General features: G+C 50.1%; 10 protein-coding genes. 2 read left to right on the forward strand and 8 right to left on the reverse strand.

What is annotated here, in order from left to right:
- The first annotated feature begins 22 nt into the window (after window positions 1–22).
- Together F752_RS0105170 and F752_RS0105175 are read left to right on the forward strand one after the other, a co-directional pair.
- Complete coding sequence (locus F752_RS0105170) at window positions 23–5005, forward strand: translocation/assembly module TamB domain-containing protein (protein ID WP_456093666.1); 4983 nt, start codon at window positions 23–25, stop codon at window positions 5003–5005.
- Window positions 5006–5070: 65 nt separating this feature from the next.
- Window positions 5071–5577, forward strand: a complete 507-nt coding sequence (locus F752_RS0105175; protein WP_026135533.1) for a hypothetical protein — start codon at window positions 5071–5073, stop codon at window positions 5575–5577.
- Between the two features lie 123 nt (window positions 5578–5700).
- On the opposite strand, the gene F752_RS23520 is transcribed toward F752_RS0105175, so the two are convergent.
- The 8 genes from F752_RS23520 to F752_RS0105215 all read right to left on the reverse strand — a co-directional run bounded on the left by F752_RS23520 (window position 5701) and on the right by F752_RS0105215 (window position 14984).
- Window positions 5701–6267 carry a DUF3347 domain-containing protein gene (locus F752_RS23520; RefSeq protein ID WP_081604513.1) on the reverse strand — a complete coding sequence of 189 codons (567 nt, stop codon included), beginning with the start codon at window positions 6265–6267 and terminating at the stop codon, window positions 5701–5703.
- A gap of 168 nt (window positions 6268–6435) precedes the next feature.
- A complete protein-coding gene (locus F752_RS0105185; protein WP_017730672.1) occupies window positions 6436–8151 on the reverse strand; it encodes an efflux RND transporter periplasmic adaptor subunit in 1716 nt (571 codons plus the stop codon).
- Between the two features lie 53 nt (window positions 8152–8204).
- Entirely contained in the window at window positions 8205–9554 is a 1350-nt protein-coding gene (locus tag F752_RS0105190) for an efflux RND transporter periplasmic adaptor subunit (RefSeq protein WP_017730673.1), read from the reverse strand.
- 42 nt (window positions 9555–9596) lie between these two features.
- Window positions 9597–10853, reverse strand: coding sequence for a TolC family protein (locus F752_RS0105195; RefSeq protein ID WP_017730674.1), 1257 nt, complete (start codon window positions 10851–10853; stop codon window positions 9597–9599).
- Window positions 10837–12729 carry an efflux RND transporter permease subunit gene (locus tag F752_RS0105200; RefSeq protein ID WP_017730675.1) on the reverse strand — a complete coding sequence of 631 codons (1893 nt, stop codon included), beginning with the start codon at window positions 12727–12729 and terminating at the stop codon, window positions 10837–10839. Before F752_RS0105200 ends, F752_RS0105195 begins: the two co-directional genes overlap by 17 nt.
- Window positions 12730–12772: 43 nt before the next feature.
- Window positions 12773–13135 (reverse strand): four helix bundle protein, encoded by a 363-nt coding sequence (locus tag F752_RS0105205; RefSeq protein ID WP_152425039.1) that lies wholly within the window; start codon window positions 13133–13135, stop codon window positions 12773–12775.
- Window positions 13132–14424, reverse strand: coding sequence for an efflux RND transporter permease subunit (locus F752_RS0105210; protein ID WP_017730677.1), 1293 nt, complete (start codon window positions 14422–14424; stop codon window positions 13132–13134). Before F752_RS0105210 ends, F752_RS0105205 begins: the two co-directional genes overlap by 4 nt.
- Window positions 14425–14555: 131 nt before the next feature.
- The gene (locus tag F752_RS0105215) at window positions 14556–14984 is read right to left on the reverse strand and encodes an HYC_CC_PP family protein (protein WP_407635417.1); all 429 of its coding nucleotides are present in this window, start codon (window positions 14982–14984) and stop codon (window positions 14556–14558) included.
- Window positions 14985–15109 lie beyond the last annotated feature (125 nt).

Consider the following 15109-nt stretch of genomic DNA (forward strand, 5'->3'; position numbering starts at 1 on the left):
TGTCATCGCAGAGGATTCAAATATATGGCACCGGGTTCCTAAGCCCCTACGCGTGCTGGCCTATATTCTACTGGGAATATTTAGCCTGCTACTGCTGGTTATTGTCCTGATACAAGTTCCTGCAGTTCAAACTTACATTACCAAACAGGTTACGCAGGGCTTTGAAGAACAATGGGGAACGGAAGTAAGCGTAGGCTCCGTTAACCTTAAATTTTTCGAAACAGCCACGATAGAGGATATTTACCTGGAAGACCAGGCAGGTGACACCTTAATATATGCCGAATACCTGAAGGCCGACATTGGCCTGTTTGCCCTCTTCGACCAGAGTGTAATCCTGAATGAAATTGTACTGGAGAATGCCTACATTAATCTTTACCAGCATGTCGACAGCAGCCGATTTAACTATGAGTATATAGTAGAAAGCTTTGCCACGCCCGATACCGCAGCGGTAGATACCGCTTCCGGCGGCTTTACATTCGATTTGGAACAGTTACTCCTGGTCGACGTACGCTTTAACTTTATCGACGATTCGGCCAAAACGGAGTTACGGGCCCGGGTTCCTTACTGGCTTACCGAAATAGAAACGCTCGGTCTGGAAGAGGGCCACATCCGCATAAACAATTCAAAAATAAGGGAGCTGGAGCTTCTTTTCCGACAGGCTCCCCTGGCGGTTGCCAGTGCTGCAGACACCTCTGCCGGTGATACTGACCCTCTTGATCCCGCTCCCGGAGTGCCGCCTATCGATACTGTTGCTACCCAGGCAGGTGTTAAACTTGACTCCGCATGGCTCAACCCCAGTGGTTTCCGCTACAGCATAGGTGCATTTGCCATTGAAGACAGTCAGATTCGCTACTCAGCCAGCGAAGAAGCAGAAGAAGGCACCCTTAACTTTGAAAACGTAGCCCTGGCAGATATGAACCTCCTGATGGAGGACTTTTACCTCGCTGGCGACACCTTAACAGCACAGCTCGAAACCCTCCATTTTACAGAAAAGCTTAGTGGCTTTCAGCTGCAGGATGTGGCTTTTAATATTTCTATAGAGGAATCGCTGGTAGCAGCGACTTTAGAGCGGCTGGTAACGGAGCACTCGAAATTAAATGATGCCGTAGCCATAGAAGGCTTCGATATGGAAGCGGGCGACGATATGCTGGCGCAACTCCAGGTGAAGGCCAATATTGAGGAGGCCGTCATCAGTATGAAAGATGCAGCCTATTTTACCGATGCCCTTGATACGCTGCCCAACCTGCGCGAGCAGGACCTTCTTTTAACACTGGAGATGGCGGTAGAAGGCGATGAGGCTGTTGTAGACCAGCTCGAGCTAAAAGCGGAGGAAGGCTTATACCTTAATGCCACCGCAACCGCACAGAACATAGATAATCTCGAGCAGATGCACTTCGATGTAAATCTCCGGGAGCTTACTACCAACATCGACTATTTAAAGTCCCTGTCGCTGGGCGAAATGATTCCTGCCGGTGCCAGCAAAGCCGGCAATATTACGCTTGTGGCTCAGGCGGAGGGCACCCTCGATGATGTTGACCTGGACGCCAGGCTCAAATCAGGCCTTGGAACGTTTGAAACCGATATACTTTATAAAAAGCCAACTGAAAACGGCTATGTGATGGCCGGTAATTTCAGCGCCTCCGAATTCGACCTTAGCAACTTTCTGGGCGACAGCAGCGGCTTTGGCAATGTTTCCTTCAAATCCAAGGTAAAGGTGAAGGAAGAAAACGGCTCACTTGATATTCCCAACCTTTCCCTGCTGGTAAGCGAACTGGAGTTCAATAACTATACCTACGAGGGACTTGCAGTGGAAGGGAAATTTATCGACAGCCTGCTCACAATAGCCGCCGCCTATGAAGATCCCTTCCTGGTGTTCGATGTTTTAGCAGTATCCGACCTCAAAGATTCCCTGCCGCTGGTAGAAGCCGAACTGGATCTGGATAAGATAAATATGCTGCGGCTAAACCTGATGGCCGATAGTATTATTCTGTCGACCAAGCTCTATACAAAAGTGCAGGGCCAGACCCTGGATGATATCCGGGGAATGCTGAGCATGAGAGAAACAGAAATTATACGGGGCGCTAACCTTTATACCATGGATAGCCTGCTGCTTACCTCCACAGAGCTGCCCAATGGCGACCGCTCCATTGAACTGCTTACCGAATTTATGGAGGCAAGGGTAACGGGCAACTATTTATTTGAAGAATTGCCCTTGGCCATCGACCAGTGTGTTAACTACTACTGCTCTGCCTATAAAATAGATGAAACCATTATACCTCCCAAGCAGGCCATTGAGCTGGAGTTTGCCATGAAAGATGAGCCGGCAATATTAAAAGCCTTTATGCCGGAGCTCGAGCTTACCGCTCCGCTGGTGATGACTGCCTCACTCGAAAACGACAGGCGCTCCTTTAACCTCGACTTAAAGGCACCCAGCATTGTGTACGACTCTCTGCTCATAAAAGATCTGGATATTGAAGCCACTACCGTGGAACGGGTACTCTCTTATAATGTTAATGCCTCGCTTATACAAGCCGGCGAAGCAATCGACATACCCAAATTTCAGCTGGAAGGGCAATGGGAGCAAGATAGTGTTCACTTCGATCTTGCCCTTGCACCCCCTACCGACTCCACTTACCTGGCTTTAGGCGGCGCCGTTACTTTTGTAAGCGACACCATTATCCTGGAGCTCGACAATACCGACCTGGCAGTGTACGGGCAGGATTATTTTCTGGCCGACGATGCCATTTTTAAATATGCTGAGGATTATATTTTTGTCGATGACTTTGTGCTCCAGCACGAGGAAGCCAGGCTCAGCATCTACACCGAGGGTGCCGGCACCGCTGAACCAAGGCTCATTACCGAAATAAACGATTTTGAAATTGCCGACTTTGCCACACTGGCCGGCATGGAATCCTACGGTCTGGCAGCAGAGCTCGACGGAATCATTACCATTACAGATGTAGCCCGGCTGGCGGCCATAGAAGCCAACCTGGTAGTGGAAGATATCCTTATCGACAGCGTTCGTACCGGGGACCTTGCGATCGATATTAACAAAGTAGCGGACAACGGCCGCCTGAATATGGACATTGCGCTGGAAGGCCCGGGCAACCAGCTGCTGGTGGAAGGTTACTATAATATCGAAGACAGTACGAATGCCGTTGCCCTCGATGTTAATATTGACCAGCTGAGGCTTAGCCCCTGGCAGCCCTTCGTACAGGAATTTATTACAAGCCTTTCCGGCAGCCTCGAAGGCGAAATAATGGTAAGGGGTACCGCAGCAGAACCTGCCGTAGAAGGAGTTATCAGCTTTGGCAGAGAAGCCGCCCTTCAACTGGCGGCCACCGGGGTGCGCTACAAGGTTGGCGACGAAGATATTGAAATCAATGCCGAGTCTATCGTTTTCGACCGCTTTACCATTGTCGACTCCCTCCGGGAAGAAATGGTTATAGAAGGAGTTATTCATCACCAGTATTTTACAGACTACATCCTGGACCTGGAAATTCTGGCCGACAATTTTCAGCTGGTAGGCAAGGCTCGCTCACTGGAGGATCCCATTTTCGGTTCTCTCTTTGTCAGTACCCGCCTCAGCGCAACCGGACCTATCGGAGAAGTAGTAATAGATGGTAACCTGAAGGTAAACGATAATACAGACCTGGGCCTGGTTCTACTCACCGAAGAACAAACCATTGCCACCCCCGATTATATTACTTTTGTCAACCGCAATGCCTTCCTGGAAAATGATACCGTCTCCATTCCGCCAGATTCCCTGCGCGATACAGAACGCCTGGTGGATGTGGAAGGCTTTACCCTGCGTGCAAATGTTGAAGTAACACCCGCCTCGAGATTTACCGTTATTGTAGACCCCAATACGGGCGATTACCTCGAAGTAGCCGGTGCGGCAGAACTTCTCATCAGAATGAACCCTCTCTCCGGCCTTAACCTGCAGGGAACTTATACGGTAGAAGAAGGAGCCTATTACCTGAGCTTTCTGGAGGTGATTCAGAAAAGCTTCGAAATTAAGGAAGGCAGTACGGTTGATTTTGACGGAGACCCCCTTGATGCCGAACTGGACATTACAGCGATATACGAAACAGAGGTAAGCCGCTATCCGCTAATCGAAGATTTAGGGATGACGGGTTCAGAAGTAGCGGCTGCCAAAAGGCGCGAACCTGTACATGTGCTCCTGAACATGCTGGGCACACTGGAAGAACCTGAATTTACCTTCAACATTGTTGTGCCCGAATCGGACTACAACATGAGTAGCATTGTAGAACAACAGCTGGCACAGATTCGGCAGGATGAAACCCGCCTTTTTAAGCAGGTATTCGGGCTTATTGTACTAAATCGATTTATTGGCGATACACCCGCTATTGGTGGTGCCGGAGGAGGAGGGGCCACGGCAGCCATTAACTCCCGTGTAGATCAGAGCCTGAGCGCCTTCCTGTCGGAGCAGCTAAATGCCCTCACGCAGGATTACCTGGGGGTTTCGATAGATGTGGATATTGACAGCAGGCAAAACATGGAGGGGCAGGATGCCAGCCTTACGGCCAAAGATGTTGATCTGCAGGTTGGGCGCTCCTTTTTCGACGACCGGGTAGAGGTAAAGGTAGGTGGTACCACCTCCGTAGGTGAAGATGGAACAGCCGTTGCTTCTGAGCAGGGCGGACCTGACTTCGCAGGTAACTTTACAATTCTTTACCACATCACTGAAAACGGAAACCTGAACCTGAAAATATTTCAGAGAAACGAGCGTACCCTTTTTACCGATAAGTTAGTACAGCAAACAGGCGTTTCCCTCTCCTATCAGAAGGCATTCAACGAGTTTGGAGAATTTATTGGAAGAGCTGTACCACTACGGCAGAAGTTGCTGGAATCTGAGGGTGCCATTCAAATAGATTTACCACCAGAAGAGGAGGAAGAAGAGGGAGAGCTCCCTGAGGAGGATGAAGAACCTGTTGAGGAAGGGGATGCCCTGAAGGAGGAGGATGAAGCGCCGGCTGAATAATAAGGTATAAAGAAAAACAAACTTATCATTTGGCTGGTAAGCATTTTGCTGTATTTTTACAGGCTATGGTGCAGCGTTTTTTTAAGTTAGACAAGAACTACATCCTCAAAGAAGCCCAGCAGTCTGTCCGGCAGGAGTTGCTACAGCAAATGGTCGCTTTCGTAAAGGAGGAGTATTTGCGACAGTCCAACCCGCTGGGGCTTATCGACGATACCGTCCGCACCATACAGCAGGCAGAGGAGCCGAGCACCAGGCAGCTGCACGACTTTTACCATATTTTAGCAGGTATTTACCGCTACAGGCATGGCTCTAACCAGCTGGAGCTTTTATTCGATGGTGCTTCGCATTTCGAAAAATACCAGCAGGAGTGGTGCTCCATTTTTACCGAATGGTACCGCCAGTTCTGTCAGAAACCTGGTTTTATTAAAGCTGTGTTAGAAGTGAGCGTCTTCTATCCGAAAGACAGAAAAGGCCAGCTGGCCGAAGCCAGAATGCGTGCATTCTTAAGCCAGCAGTTCAACGACCTGCGTATTCATAAACGCTACGGCATCCTCCAAAGCAAAACCGCCTAAACCTCGGTGGCTGTGTGAGGTGATAAGGAATTAAGGATCTCACAGACCAGCCCTTCCCTTACCATTCAAAACAAAAAAAGCCGAAGCATTTAAACCCCGGCCCTGTTATTTCTTTAGAAGGAATTAATCCAAAACCTCTTTTACGCTTCCGCAATGAGGCATTGTTTCAGCCATATAAGGATTATTAATTTCTTTCTCCATGGCTAACCAGCTTGCACCTTCTCCTCCCATCGCCATAGGGCAATGCTGCCAGTAAAGCGTTTCGGCTGTTAACTCCTCTGTACTTAGCAGTTGGTATAACTGCTGCGAGAGCGGTTTAAATGCCACACGCAAGGATTTAAGATCATTAGCAGCTGCCATCTTCTCCACCAACACGCTAAATTCCTTCAGTTTTGCTTCTTCTAGTCCGCTTTCGCCCAGGCTGTTTTGCAGCTCTGCTACCGCTGCTTCCGCACTTTCAAAGTCCCCGTTATAAAGTGCATCCTTCAGTGCAATATAATCTACCAGAAAAGCGGGCAGCTCTGCGCCAATTTCCTCTACGGCAGCCTCACCATCGGCACCCTCTTCTTCTGTTGCTACTACATCGAGTGGTTCCTCACCACTCTCTACTTTTTCGCCACCACAGGCAGAGCCAAAAACCAGCAGCGCGATAGCTGCCATTGAGATCCATTTGTTCAGTTGATTTGTCATAGGTTGTTTGTTTAATTGTATGTTCAAAAATTTTTTTATTCTTCAGGTAAAGCTATACAGGAACAGGCTACAAATAAAAGATATTTTGTACAGGAAACCACTTCTTCCTTCTCCAAAAGACCGGAAGTGCAGACTGGTTCCTCTTCTCCCGCCATTGTACCGCTCCTTTTACTCCAGCACCTCACTCACTTCGCCGCAGTGCAGCATGCTTTCGCCGTAATAAGGATTCAGTATCTCCTCTTCATTTGATAGCCAGAAGGCCCCCTGGTCATTATTCGCCATAGGGCAAAACTGTACATACATCCCCCCTGACACCAGCTCTTTCTGTTGTGCGAGCTCAATCATGTGGTTACTCAGGAAAAAGAAGGTTTCGCGCTGCGCTTCGAGTGTGGGGGCTTTGGCAAGGCGAAGTGCATAGGCCTGTGCCTTTTCAGCATCTTCCACCGCCTGCAGCCTTTCTGCTAAAACAGCGGCCTGTTCCTGCGCAGCCTCCTTATCTGAGGCGACCAGGGCATTTTTAAGCAGCAGGTACACCTCATAGGCCGGGCCAAAAGCCTCTTCTGCAAAAACCGGTGGCCCTGCAATAGGGTCGTGGGCATCGAGCAGCGCCTTTCCTTCCGGCTCCACGGCACCGGCCAGCGGATCGCCGCCTTTTTTCAGCACAAACTCGCTGTAAAGCAGGTAAGCGCCATTTACCACCACCCGCTCGCCCGGCTCCACTCCGCTCAGGAGCGCAATACGGTCCGGCTCTTCCATACCCGTCTCTACAGGCCGGGCCAGGTAAGTGCTGTCGCTGGTCTGCAACCACACATGAGCACCGCTGGCATCGCGAATAACGGCCTGCGTGGGCACGCTTACCCCTTCGGCCTCTCCGCTTTCCAGCCACACACTCGCCTGCATTCCCGGGAAAAATCTTTCCGCAGGGTTAGGAATCTCTACCCGCATGCTTACAATCTGGCTGGTCCCTCTCAATTCAGGACTGATAAAGCTTACAATACCTGTAACCGGCGACTTTTCAAAACCCGCTACACTTACTTTTACCTCCTCGCCAATTTCTACCATGTTGCTTTCTTCCGGATAAAGCTCCGCCTCTACCCATAAGGTGTCGAGCCGGCCAATTGTATAAAGCTTTGCTCCTTCGGGCAGGTAAATACCTTCGGTGGCCGCAATTTCAGTAACTATGCCCGATACGGGCGCTACAAATGTAAAGCTGGCTTTTGGCTCCTTCTGCGCCTCCAGCCGCGCTATTTGTGCGTCTGTCATGCCATAAAGCTTCAGTTTTCGCCGGGCCGATTCAAGAAAACCGGCAAAGCGTGGCTCCTCCGTTCCCAGCTGAAGGTTTTGTTCCAGCGCCAGCAGATACTCCTGCTGATAGGTAAGCAGCTCCTCACTGTAAATCTCATACAGGGGCTGGCCTGCCTGTATGCGCTGGCCGGTTTCCTTCACATACAGACGCTCGATCCGGCCGGGAACCCGGGTAGCCACTATTTCTTTCTCTTCTTTGTTTTCCGTTATTTCGGCATTCAGCCGTACTCTATTGTCGATGCTACCTAAACCAACAGGCTTGCTCACAATATTCCCCAGCAGTTTTTGGCGTTCGCTCAGCATAATTTCCGGCGAGGCCTCATCGCCCCTGGAAAAAGGCACCAGGTCCATTGCGCAAATAGGGCAAATTCCCGGATCTGGCTGCACCACCTGCGGATGCATGGGGCAGGTATAGGCAACATCCGCCACCACCCCGGCCTTATCATGCTCTTCCGGGTTGCTGCAGGCAGCAAGGGTTAGGAGCAGTAAAGTAATTAGCCAGCCAGAAGAGGCAGACTTCCTCAGGAATGCCCGTATCCTCCAGGCTATTTGTATACTTATTTTTCTATTCCAATTCATCTGTATCTTATTTTCAAGAGGTTCAAAAGTAAATAGCAGGCAGGGCACCTTTCCTAATCCTCCACCTTTACAAAACTTTCGCTGTCGACCATAAACTGGGCGTTATAGGCAATGGCTTCATCGGCCGAAAGCCCTTCCAGTACCTGAACCATTCCTTCTGTTTGAATACCAGCCTCCACTTCTTTTGGCCTGAATACATTCTCCGCTACCTCCACAAACACCAGCCGGTGGTTACCCAGGTCGAGCACAGCAAGTTCCGGCACCCAGAGGCTGCGTTCAGTGGTGGCAGTAATCTCCCCTTCTACCAGCTGCCCTACCCGGACCGGAAGCTCAGCTCCGGCCACATAGGCTCGTACTTTCACAAAGCGCTCTCCTTCATTGAAGAAGGGCTGCACAAAATCGACTCTTGCGGCTAGCTGCTGGCTTTCCTGCGGCCCCCAGGATATTTCGACAGGTGCACCCGCCTCAATTTGCGAGGCTCCATCTGCATACACATTAAACTCCGCCCACAGCCGGGAGGGATCAACCACCCGAAAGAGCGGCTGGCCTTTTTCTACATACATTCCTTCGCGAATGGTGAGTTCCTGCGGAACATCCTGAACGGAAGGAGCGGCCCCGGCCGATGCCTGCATTCCACCCATACCACCACCGGCAGCAGCTCTTTTATTGGCCGATGGCCTTCCCGGAGGAGCGGTAGACTCCAGCACGTAACCATCGTAAGGGCTGTAAACAGCCACTGAATTCTGTACCTCCCTGTTTTGTACCAGCTGCTCTATCTGCCCATCACTCAGGCCCAGGAGGCGCAGTTGCCGTATGGCAGCGGCAATAAGTTGTTCATTATCGGGGTCTTCGCGCAGCAGAAAAAGCAGCTCCCGCTGGCTGGTAAGCAGCTCCGGGCTGTATATCTCCATTAGCTTCTGCCCTTTCCGGACAGGCTGGAAATTGTACTCCACATACAGCTCTTCTATTCGGCCACCAAAGCGGGCCGGAATGGTGTACTCATTCCGGGTATCGTAGCTAATCTTTCCTGGAATGGTGGTGGTAACAGATTTCCGCTCCCATACAGGCTGAACGGTTTCAATCCTGGATACGATAGTGCCGGTAACCGGCTTCAGCAGGAAATCCAGTTCTTCTGTCAGCTCAAGGGGAGCTTCTGCGGTACTCTGCTGCGGTACCAGGTCCATTCCGCAGATAGGACAGGCACCCGGCTCGGGCGCTACCACCTGGGGGTGCATCGGGCAGGTATAGGTCACCTCCTCTGCTATTTCGGCCTGCTCGTGCTCCCCCGCTCTACTGCAGGCAGTAAAGGAGAGCAACAGGATAAGGAGCCATCCAAAGAAAGAAATACATCTTCCCGCTTCCGGCAGGCTATTTCTCCTCTTTATTGTTTTATGCTGAATCATCTTCTTCAAATTTACAATGATATACTACGGCTACTGCTGCCTCTAGCGCTCAAGCTCCTTTTCATAGGCAGCCAGGGTAACATAATAGCTTTCAAGCCGGTCCAGGTAATCCAAACGGGTGCTGCTCAAATCTTCCCAGGCATCAATTACCATGGGCAGCTCTCCGTTATTTTCTTCGTAGGCCAGCATTACCACCTCAAAATTCTTTTCGAGGGCCGGAATAATCTTTTGCTGATAATTCTGCAGCTGTTGCGCCAGTACTTCCAGCTCGATATGCATGGCGGCCAGCTCTGCCACTGCTTCATTCAGCATTACTTCCCGCTCCTTTTCCATGGCCTGTATTTCAAAGCCCATCCCTTTTACCTCTGCCTTATACCCACGGGAAGACCAGGGCGCAACAGGAATGCTCACCATGCCCATAAGGGTAAACTGCTGCGGCATCATGCCACTATAGGACGACATATGCTCGAAGCGCAGACCAAAATCCGGCTTAGCTTCGGTACGTGCCAGCTCCTGGTTCAGCCGCATGCTTTCAATGCCGGTTTCAAGCGCCAGAATATCGCTACGCACTTCTGCCAGCTCCAGGGTATCCACTACAGGCACTAAACGGGCAGGCAAAGTAGTAATAACACCTGTGTCGATGAGGTAGTCGACGGTAGGCGGAATATCCATGAGCTTGTTTAGCAGGATATTTTTCTGCTCCTTTTCGCCGGCTATCATCAATAGCATATTTTCCACTTCATAAAGCCTCCCTTCGGCTTCGTATATATTGCCGAGTGTTCCCTGTCCGTAAGGGTAGCGAATCTTTGCCAGCTTTTTCATGGTAATCATAATGCGCTGCATTTCCAGCAGCACCGCCTGCTTCTTCTCCAGTACCGCCCACTGATAGTAGGCTTTTTTGGCCGCTGCCCGCAGTTCATTATAAGCAGCCAGGGCTCTTGCCTCCTCCACGGCAGCTTTAGAGCCCAGCCACTTCTCTTTGGCTCCTGTTTTAGCCGGATTCGGAATCTGCTGTTCCACTGCCAGCATTAAGGAGCCTTTATTATCGGGCATAATATCTTCCTGAAATGGATAGGGAGTCATAAAAGTACCTGCTCCCGCCATAGGAGGCATCCAGGCATCCGCTCCTTCGGCATAAGCATCGAGGGCCGATACCCGCCGCTCGAATTGCTGCAGGAGAGGATGCTGACGACGAATTACCTGAAGTACGCTATCGAGCGAAAGCCTTTGCTGTGCAAAGACAGGCAAGCCGACAAAAAGCAAAAGGACTGCCGGCAGTATTTTAATGCTTAACTTCATAGATATCGATTTTTCCTTTTCTCTTTAGTTCCCACTCTTTTACCATCTCAAACACCACCGGGGTTACCAGCAGAATATGGATGGAAGAGGTAAATACACCGCCAATCATAGGCAGTACAATGGGCACCATTACATCGGTGCCCACTCCCGTTGCCCACAGCACCGGAATTAGACCGAAGAGCGCTACGGAAACCGTCATAATTTTCGGGCGCAGGCGCTTCGCTGCCCCTCTGAACACCCACTCGCGCAGGTCCTGAGGAGTAATACTTTCTTTTGAATTACCTTTTTCCTTCACCATCTGCTCCATCGCCTCATTCAGGTATACCACCATTACCATGGCCGTTTCTATTGCCAGACCAAAGAGGGCAATAAAACCGACTGCTACCGCCACCGAAAGGTTAATACCCCAGAAGTACACCAGGTACACCCCACCCACCAGGGCGAAGGGAATGGTTACCAGGTTAACAAAAGCCTCCTTCAGGGAATTGAAGGTGAAGTATAGAATGGCAAAAATAATCAGCAGCACCAGCGGGATAATCAGCTGCAGGGTTTGGGTGGCCCGTATCTGGTTCTCCCATTGCCCGCTCCATTCCAGGTAGTAACCTTCGGGCAGCTCCCCGTCCAGTGCATTCATCTTTTCAATGGCCTCCTCTACCGTGCTGCCCAGGTCGCGGTCGCGCACGTTAAAAAGCACGGCTCCCCGAAGCATGGCATTGTCGGAGGTAATCATGGGCGGGCCATCGGTAAAATAGATGTCGGCCACCTCCGACAGCGGAATGGTTTGCATGGTCGGCGTCTGAATGGGAATCCGCTTAATACGCTCAATGCTGCTTCTGTAATCCTGCGCAAGTCGAACGCTCACGGCAAATCGCTCGCGCCCCTCGATGGTTTGAGTTGCCTGTACACCTCCGAGCGCAGCTTCCACCACCATATTCACTTCATCCACGCTAAGCCCGTAGCGACCAATCTGGTCCCGGCGTATATCCACCTCCAGGTATTTACCGCCGGTAATTGGCTCTACATAGAGATCTTTTACACCGCTAATCCCTTCGAGCTGCTCTTTTACCTGCTCCGAAACCGCCGCAATGGTATCCAGGTTCTGACCAAAAACCTTCACCCCTACATCAGTACGGATGCCGGTGGCCAGCATATTGATGCGGTTAATGATGGGTTGCGTCCAGCCATTGACCACACCCGGAATCTGCAGCTTTGCATCCAGCTCCTGAATAATCCTTTCCTTGGTCATGCCTTCCCGCCACTCCGATTTTGGCTTGAGCATAATAATCGTTTCGATCATGCTCAGGGGCGAATTATCGGTAGCGGTACTGGCCCGGCCGGCCTTCCCAAGCACCTGATCCACTTCCGGCACAGAGGCAATAATCTTGTCCTGCACCTGTAAAATGCGCTTTACCTCTGAATTAGATACACTGGGCAGCGTTACCGGCATAAACAGGATAGAGCCTTCATCGAGCGGCGGCATAAATTCAGTACCCAGGTTCAGCATCATGGGAATGGCGATGGCCAACGCCAGAATATTCAGGCCGATAGTAGTTTTACGCCATTTCAGACACCAGCGCAGCACCGGCCCATACACCCGCTCCATCCAGCGATTCACCGGGTTTTTGGTATCGCCCTTAAACTTCCCCTTCAGCAGGTAGGAGATCAGCACCGGGGTAAGGGTAACCGCCACGATGGCATCGACAATCATAATAAAGGTTTTAGTCCAGGCCAGTGGGCTGAACAGCTTTCCTTCCTGCCCTGTGAGCAAAAACACCGGCAAAAAGGAGGCGATAATAATAACCGTGCTCCAAAACACCGAGGGGCCAACTTGTCGTGCTGCACTTTCTATGATTTTTAACCTTTTATTTTTGTCCATTTTATTAGCTCTCAATTAAGAATGTAGAATGAAAAATGAAGAATTAGTTGGCCCTTGCCGACTTTAGAATGGCTATCAGAATCTTCTTTAGTTCTTCCGCATCGGCGTATAAAGATTGAAATTGCTTTTCATCCAGAATACCGGTGGCCTTCAGGAGGCGAAGCCAGTAAAGTGTTTCTCTAATTTCTTTGTAAGCAATGCCCATTTTGGCAGTAAAGTCTTTTTTTGAAAACCCTCCTATGGCTTCTTCAATATTGGCTCCCACAGAAGTACCGCTCCTGAGCAACTGTTTCGACAGTTCGTACTCCTGCTTTTCTTTTTTAAGCCATTTATATAGCTGAACCACCCGAACTGCAAAAGCAAAAGATTTTTCTGCAATAACATTTTCCTTTCCCTCGCCCATCATTCTTCATTTTTAATTCTTAATTCTTCATTTGGTGACACTTCAGCTAACCGCCTGTAGGCATTCTCCACCATTACGATGGCATCGTCGACAATTACGCCTATGGAGAGGGCGATGCCGGTGAGGGACATGATGTTGGAAGAGATGTCGAAGGCATTGAGCAGGATAAAACCAATGGCAATGGATAGCGGCAGCTGAATAAGAATGATGAAGGCACTGCGCCAGTGGAAAAGGAAGATGATGACAATAATCGAAGCGACAATCATTTCCTCTATCAGTGTTTTCTTAACAGAGTCAATGGATTCATTGATAAGACCGCTGCGGTCGTATACGATATTGAACTCTACTCCTTTTGGCAGTCCCAGAGCTACCTCTTCCATTTTTTCCTTTACATTCTCTATCACCTCATCGGCATTTTCTCCGTAGCGCATTACCACAATACCGCCTACCACTTCGCCTTCGCCATTGAGGTCGAATATACCCAAGCGGCTCTCGCCCGATAGCTGCACGCTCCCTACATCCTGCACCCTTACAGGCACAGCGCCCTGGATGGCTACGGGTATAAGGGCAATATCTTCCATACTCTCGATATAACCCGATGTTTTAATGATATAGCCGATGTCGCTCATTTCGAACTTACGGCCACCTGCTTCATTATTATTGGCCCGTACGGCGGCAATTACCTCCGGCACGGAAAGCTGGTAATAGCTGAGCTTATTAGGGTCGAGCGAAATCTCATACTGCTTCACCTGTCCACCAAAAGAGGCTATCTCGCTCACGCCAGGCACATTCTGGAGTGCGAATTTTACATACCAGTCCTGTATGGCCCGCTGCTCGCCCAGGTCAAGCCCCGGAGCATCGAGTGTATACCACAGGATATGCCCCACACCGGTTCCGTCGGGGCCCAGCGTAGGGCTGACGCCTTCCGGCAGCAGCTCATCGACCGAGCTCAGGCGCTCCAGCACCCGCTGGCGAGCCCAGTAGATGTCGGTATCATCTTCAAAAATGACATAAATAAAGCTCATCCCGAACATGGAGGAGGCCCGTACATACTTTACCTCGGGGAGGCCCTGCAAATTAGTGACCAGTGGATAGGTAACCTGGTCTTCGATAATTTGCGGGCTACGCCCCATCCACTCGGTAAAGATGATGACCTGGTTTTCGGACAAATCCGGAATGGCATCAATTTTATTGGTTTGCACGGAATACACGCCCCAGCCAAATAAGCCGGCGGCTATTATCAGTACCATTACCCGGTTCCGGAGGGAATAGGATATGAGTTTCTCAATCATCTGATGAAAGTAAAATGGATAGAAAGTATGGCGGAGCAGCTGCTTAGCTTAAGAAGCTTATTTTTGCTCAGGCCAGACAAAGAATACCTGTGCAGCTCTGCGGGAGCTGTTCAGACAAAGAAAAAGAAATGCTATAAAAGGAAAGATTGCACGAAAACGGGGATATCGCGCGCAATAGGAGGTTGCTGATAGACCTCCGGAATTACCTCAGCAGGGGGCGCTTCCTCTAAAAGAGGAAGGATAAATGTATAAGCCAGTGCGATCAACTTCAGCTCTGGTTTGGCAATTTTTACGGCTGCCTGTCCCACCGTTTCATCGTGCTGTTCAAGCTGGTAACTATGGTTTTCGCAGCAGGGCATGGCCGGCTCCTCTGCTGCCTGCTCACTGCTATGGCAGGATGGAAGCAACTGAGCCTTCATCGGGCACTCTTCGGCCTGGCTGTAAAAAGCAAAATCCTGCCACTCGCCTGCACATAAATGTGCCTGCACACTAAAGCCTGCTGCTGTAAACAACATTAAAAGCGCAAGACATAAGGATGATATGGAACGGACCTGCTTCAAACTAAATGATTACTCCACAAAGATAGGGAGCATAAATTAATTTTCTTTTCACAATCATGAAAGAATTGTATGAAATTATAACGTCTGTACCTAAACATTTGAACAACTGTTCCTCAAGCTACCTT

The sequence above is a fragment of the Nafulsella turpanensis ZLM-10 genome (assembly GCF_000346615.1).
Taxonomy (GTDB): Bacteria; Bacteroidota; Bacteroidia; order Cytophagales; family Cyclobacteriaceae; genus Nafulsella; species Nafulsella turpanensis.

Excerpts from the sequence above, each read along its gene's own strand:
- F752_RS0105175 (WP_026135533.1), top strand. The coding sequence starts at position 5,071 with ATGGTGCAGCGTTTTTTTAAGTTAGACAAGAACTACATCCTCAAAGAA.
- F752_RS23520 (WP_081604513.1), bottom strand. The coding sequence starts at position 6,267 with ATGACAAATCAACTGAACAAATGGATCTCAATGGCAGCTATCGCGCTG.
- F752_RS0105185 (WP_017730672.1), bottom strand. The coding sequence starts at position 8,151 with ATGAATTGGAATAGAAAAATAAGTATACAAATAGCCTGGAGGATACGG.
- F752_RS0105190 (WP_017730673.1), bottom strand. The coding sequence starts at position 9,554 with ATGATTCAGCATAAAACAATAAAGAGGAGAAATAGCCTGCCGGAAGCG.
- F752_RS0105195 (WP_017730674.1), bottom strand. The coding sequence starts at position 10,853 with ATGAAGTTAAGCATTAAAATACTGCCGGCAGTCCTTTTGCTTTTTGTC.
- F752_RS0105200 (WP_017730675.1), bottom strand. The coding sequence starts at position 12,729 with ATGGACAAAAATAAAAGGTTAAAAATCATAGAAAGTGCAGCACGACAA.
- F752_RS0105205 (WP_152425039.1), bottom strand. The coding sequence starts at position 13,135 with ATGATGGGCGAGGGAAAGGAAAATGTTATTGCAGAAAAATCTTTTGCT.
- F752_RS0105210 (WP_017730677.1), bottom strand. The coding sequence starts at position 14,424 with ATGATTGAGAAACTCATATCCTATTCCCTCCGGAACCGGGTAATGGTA.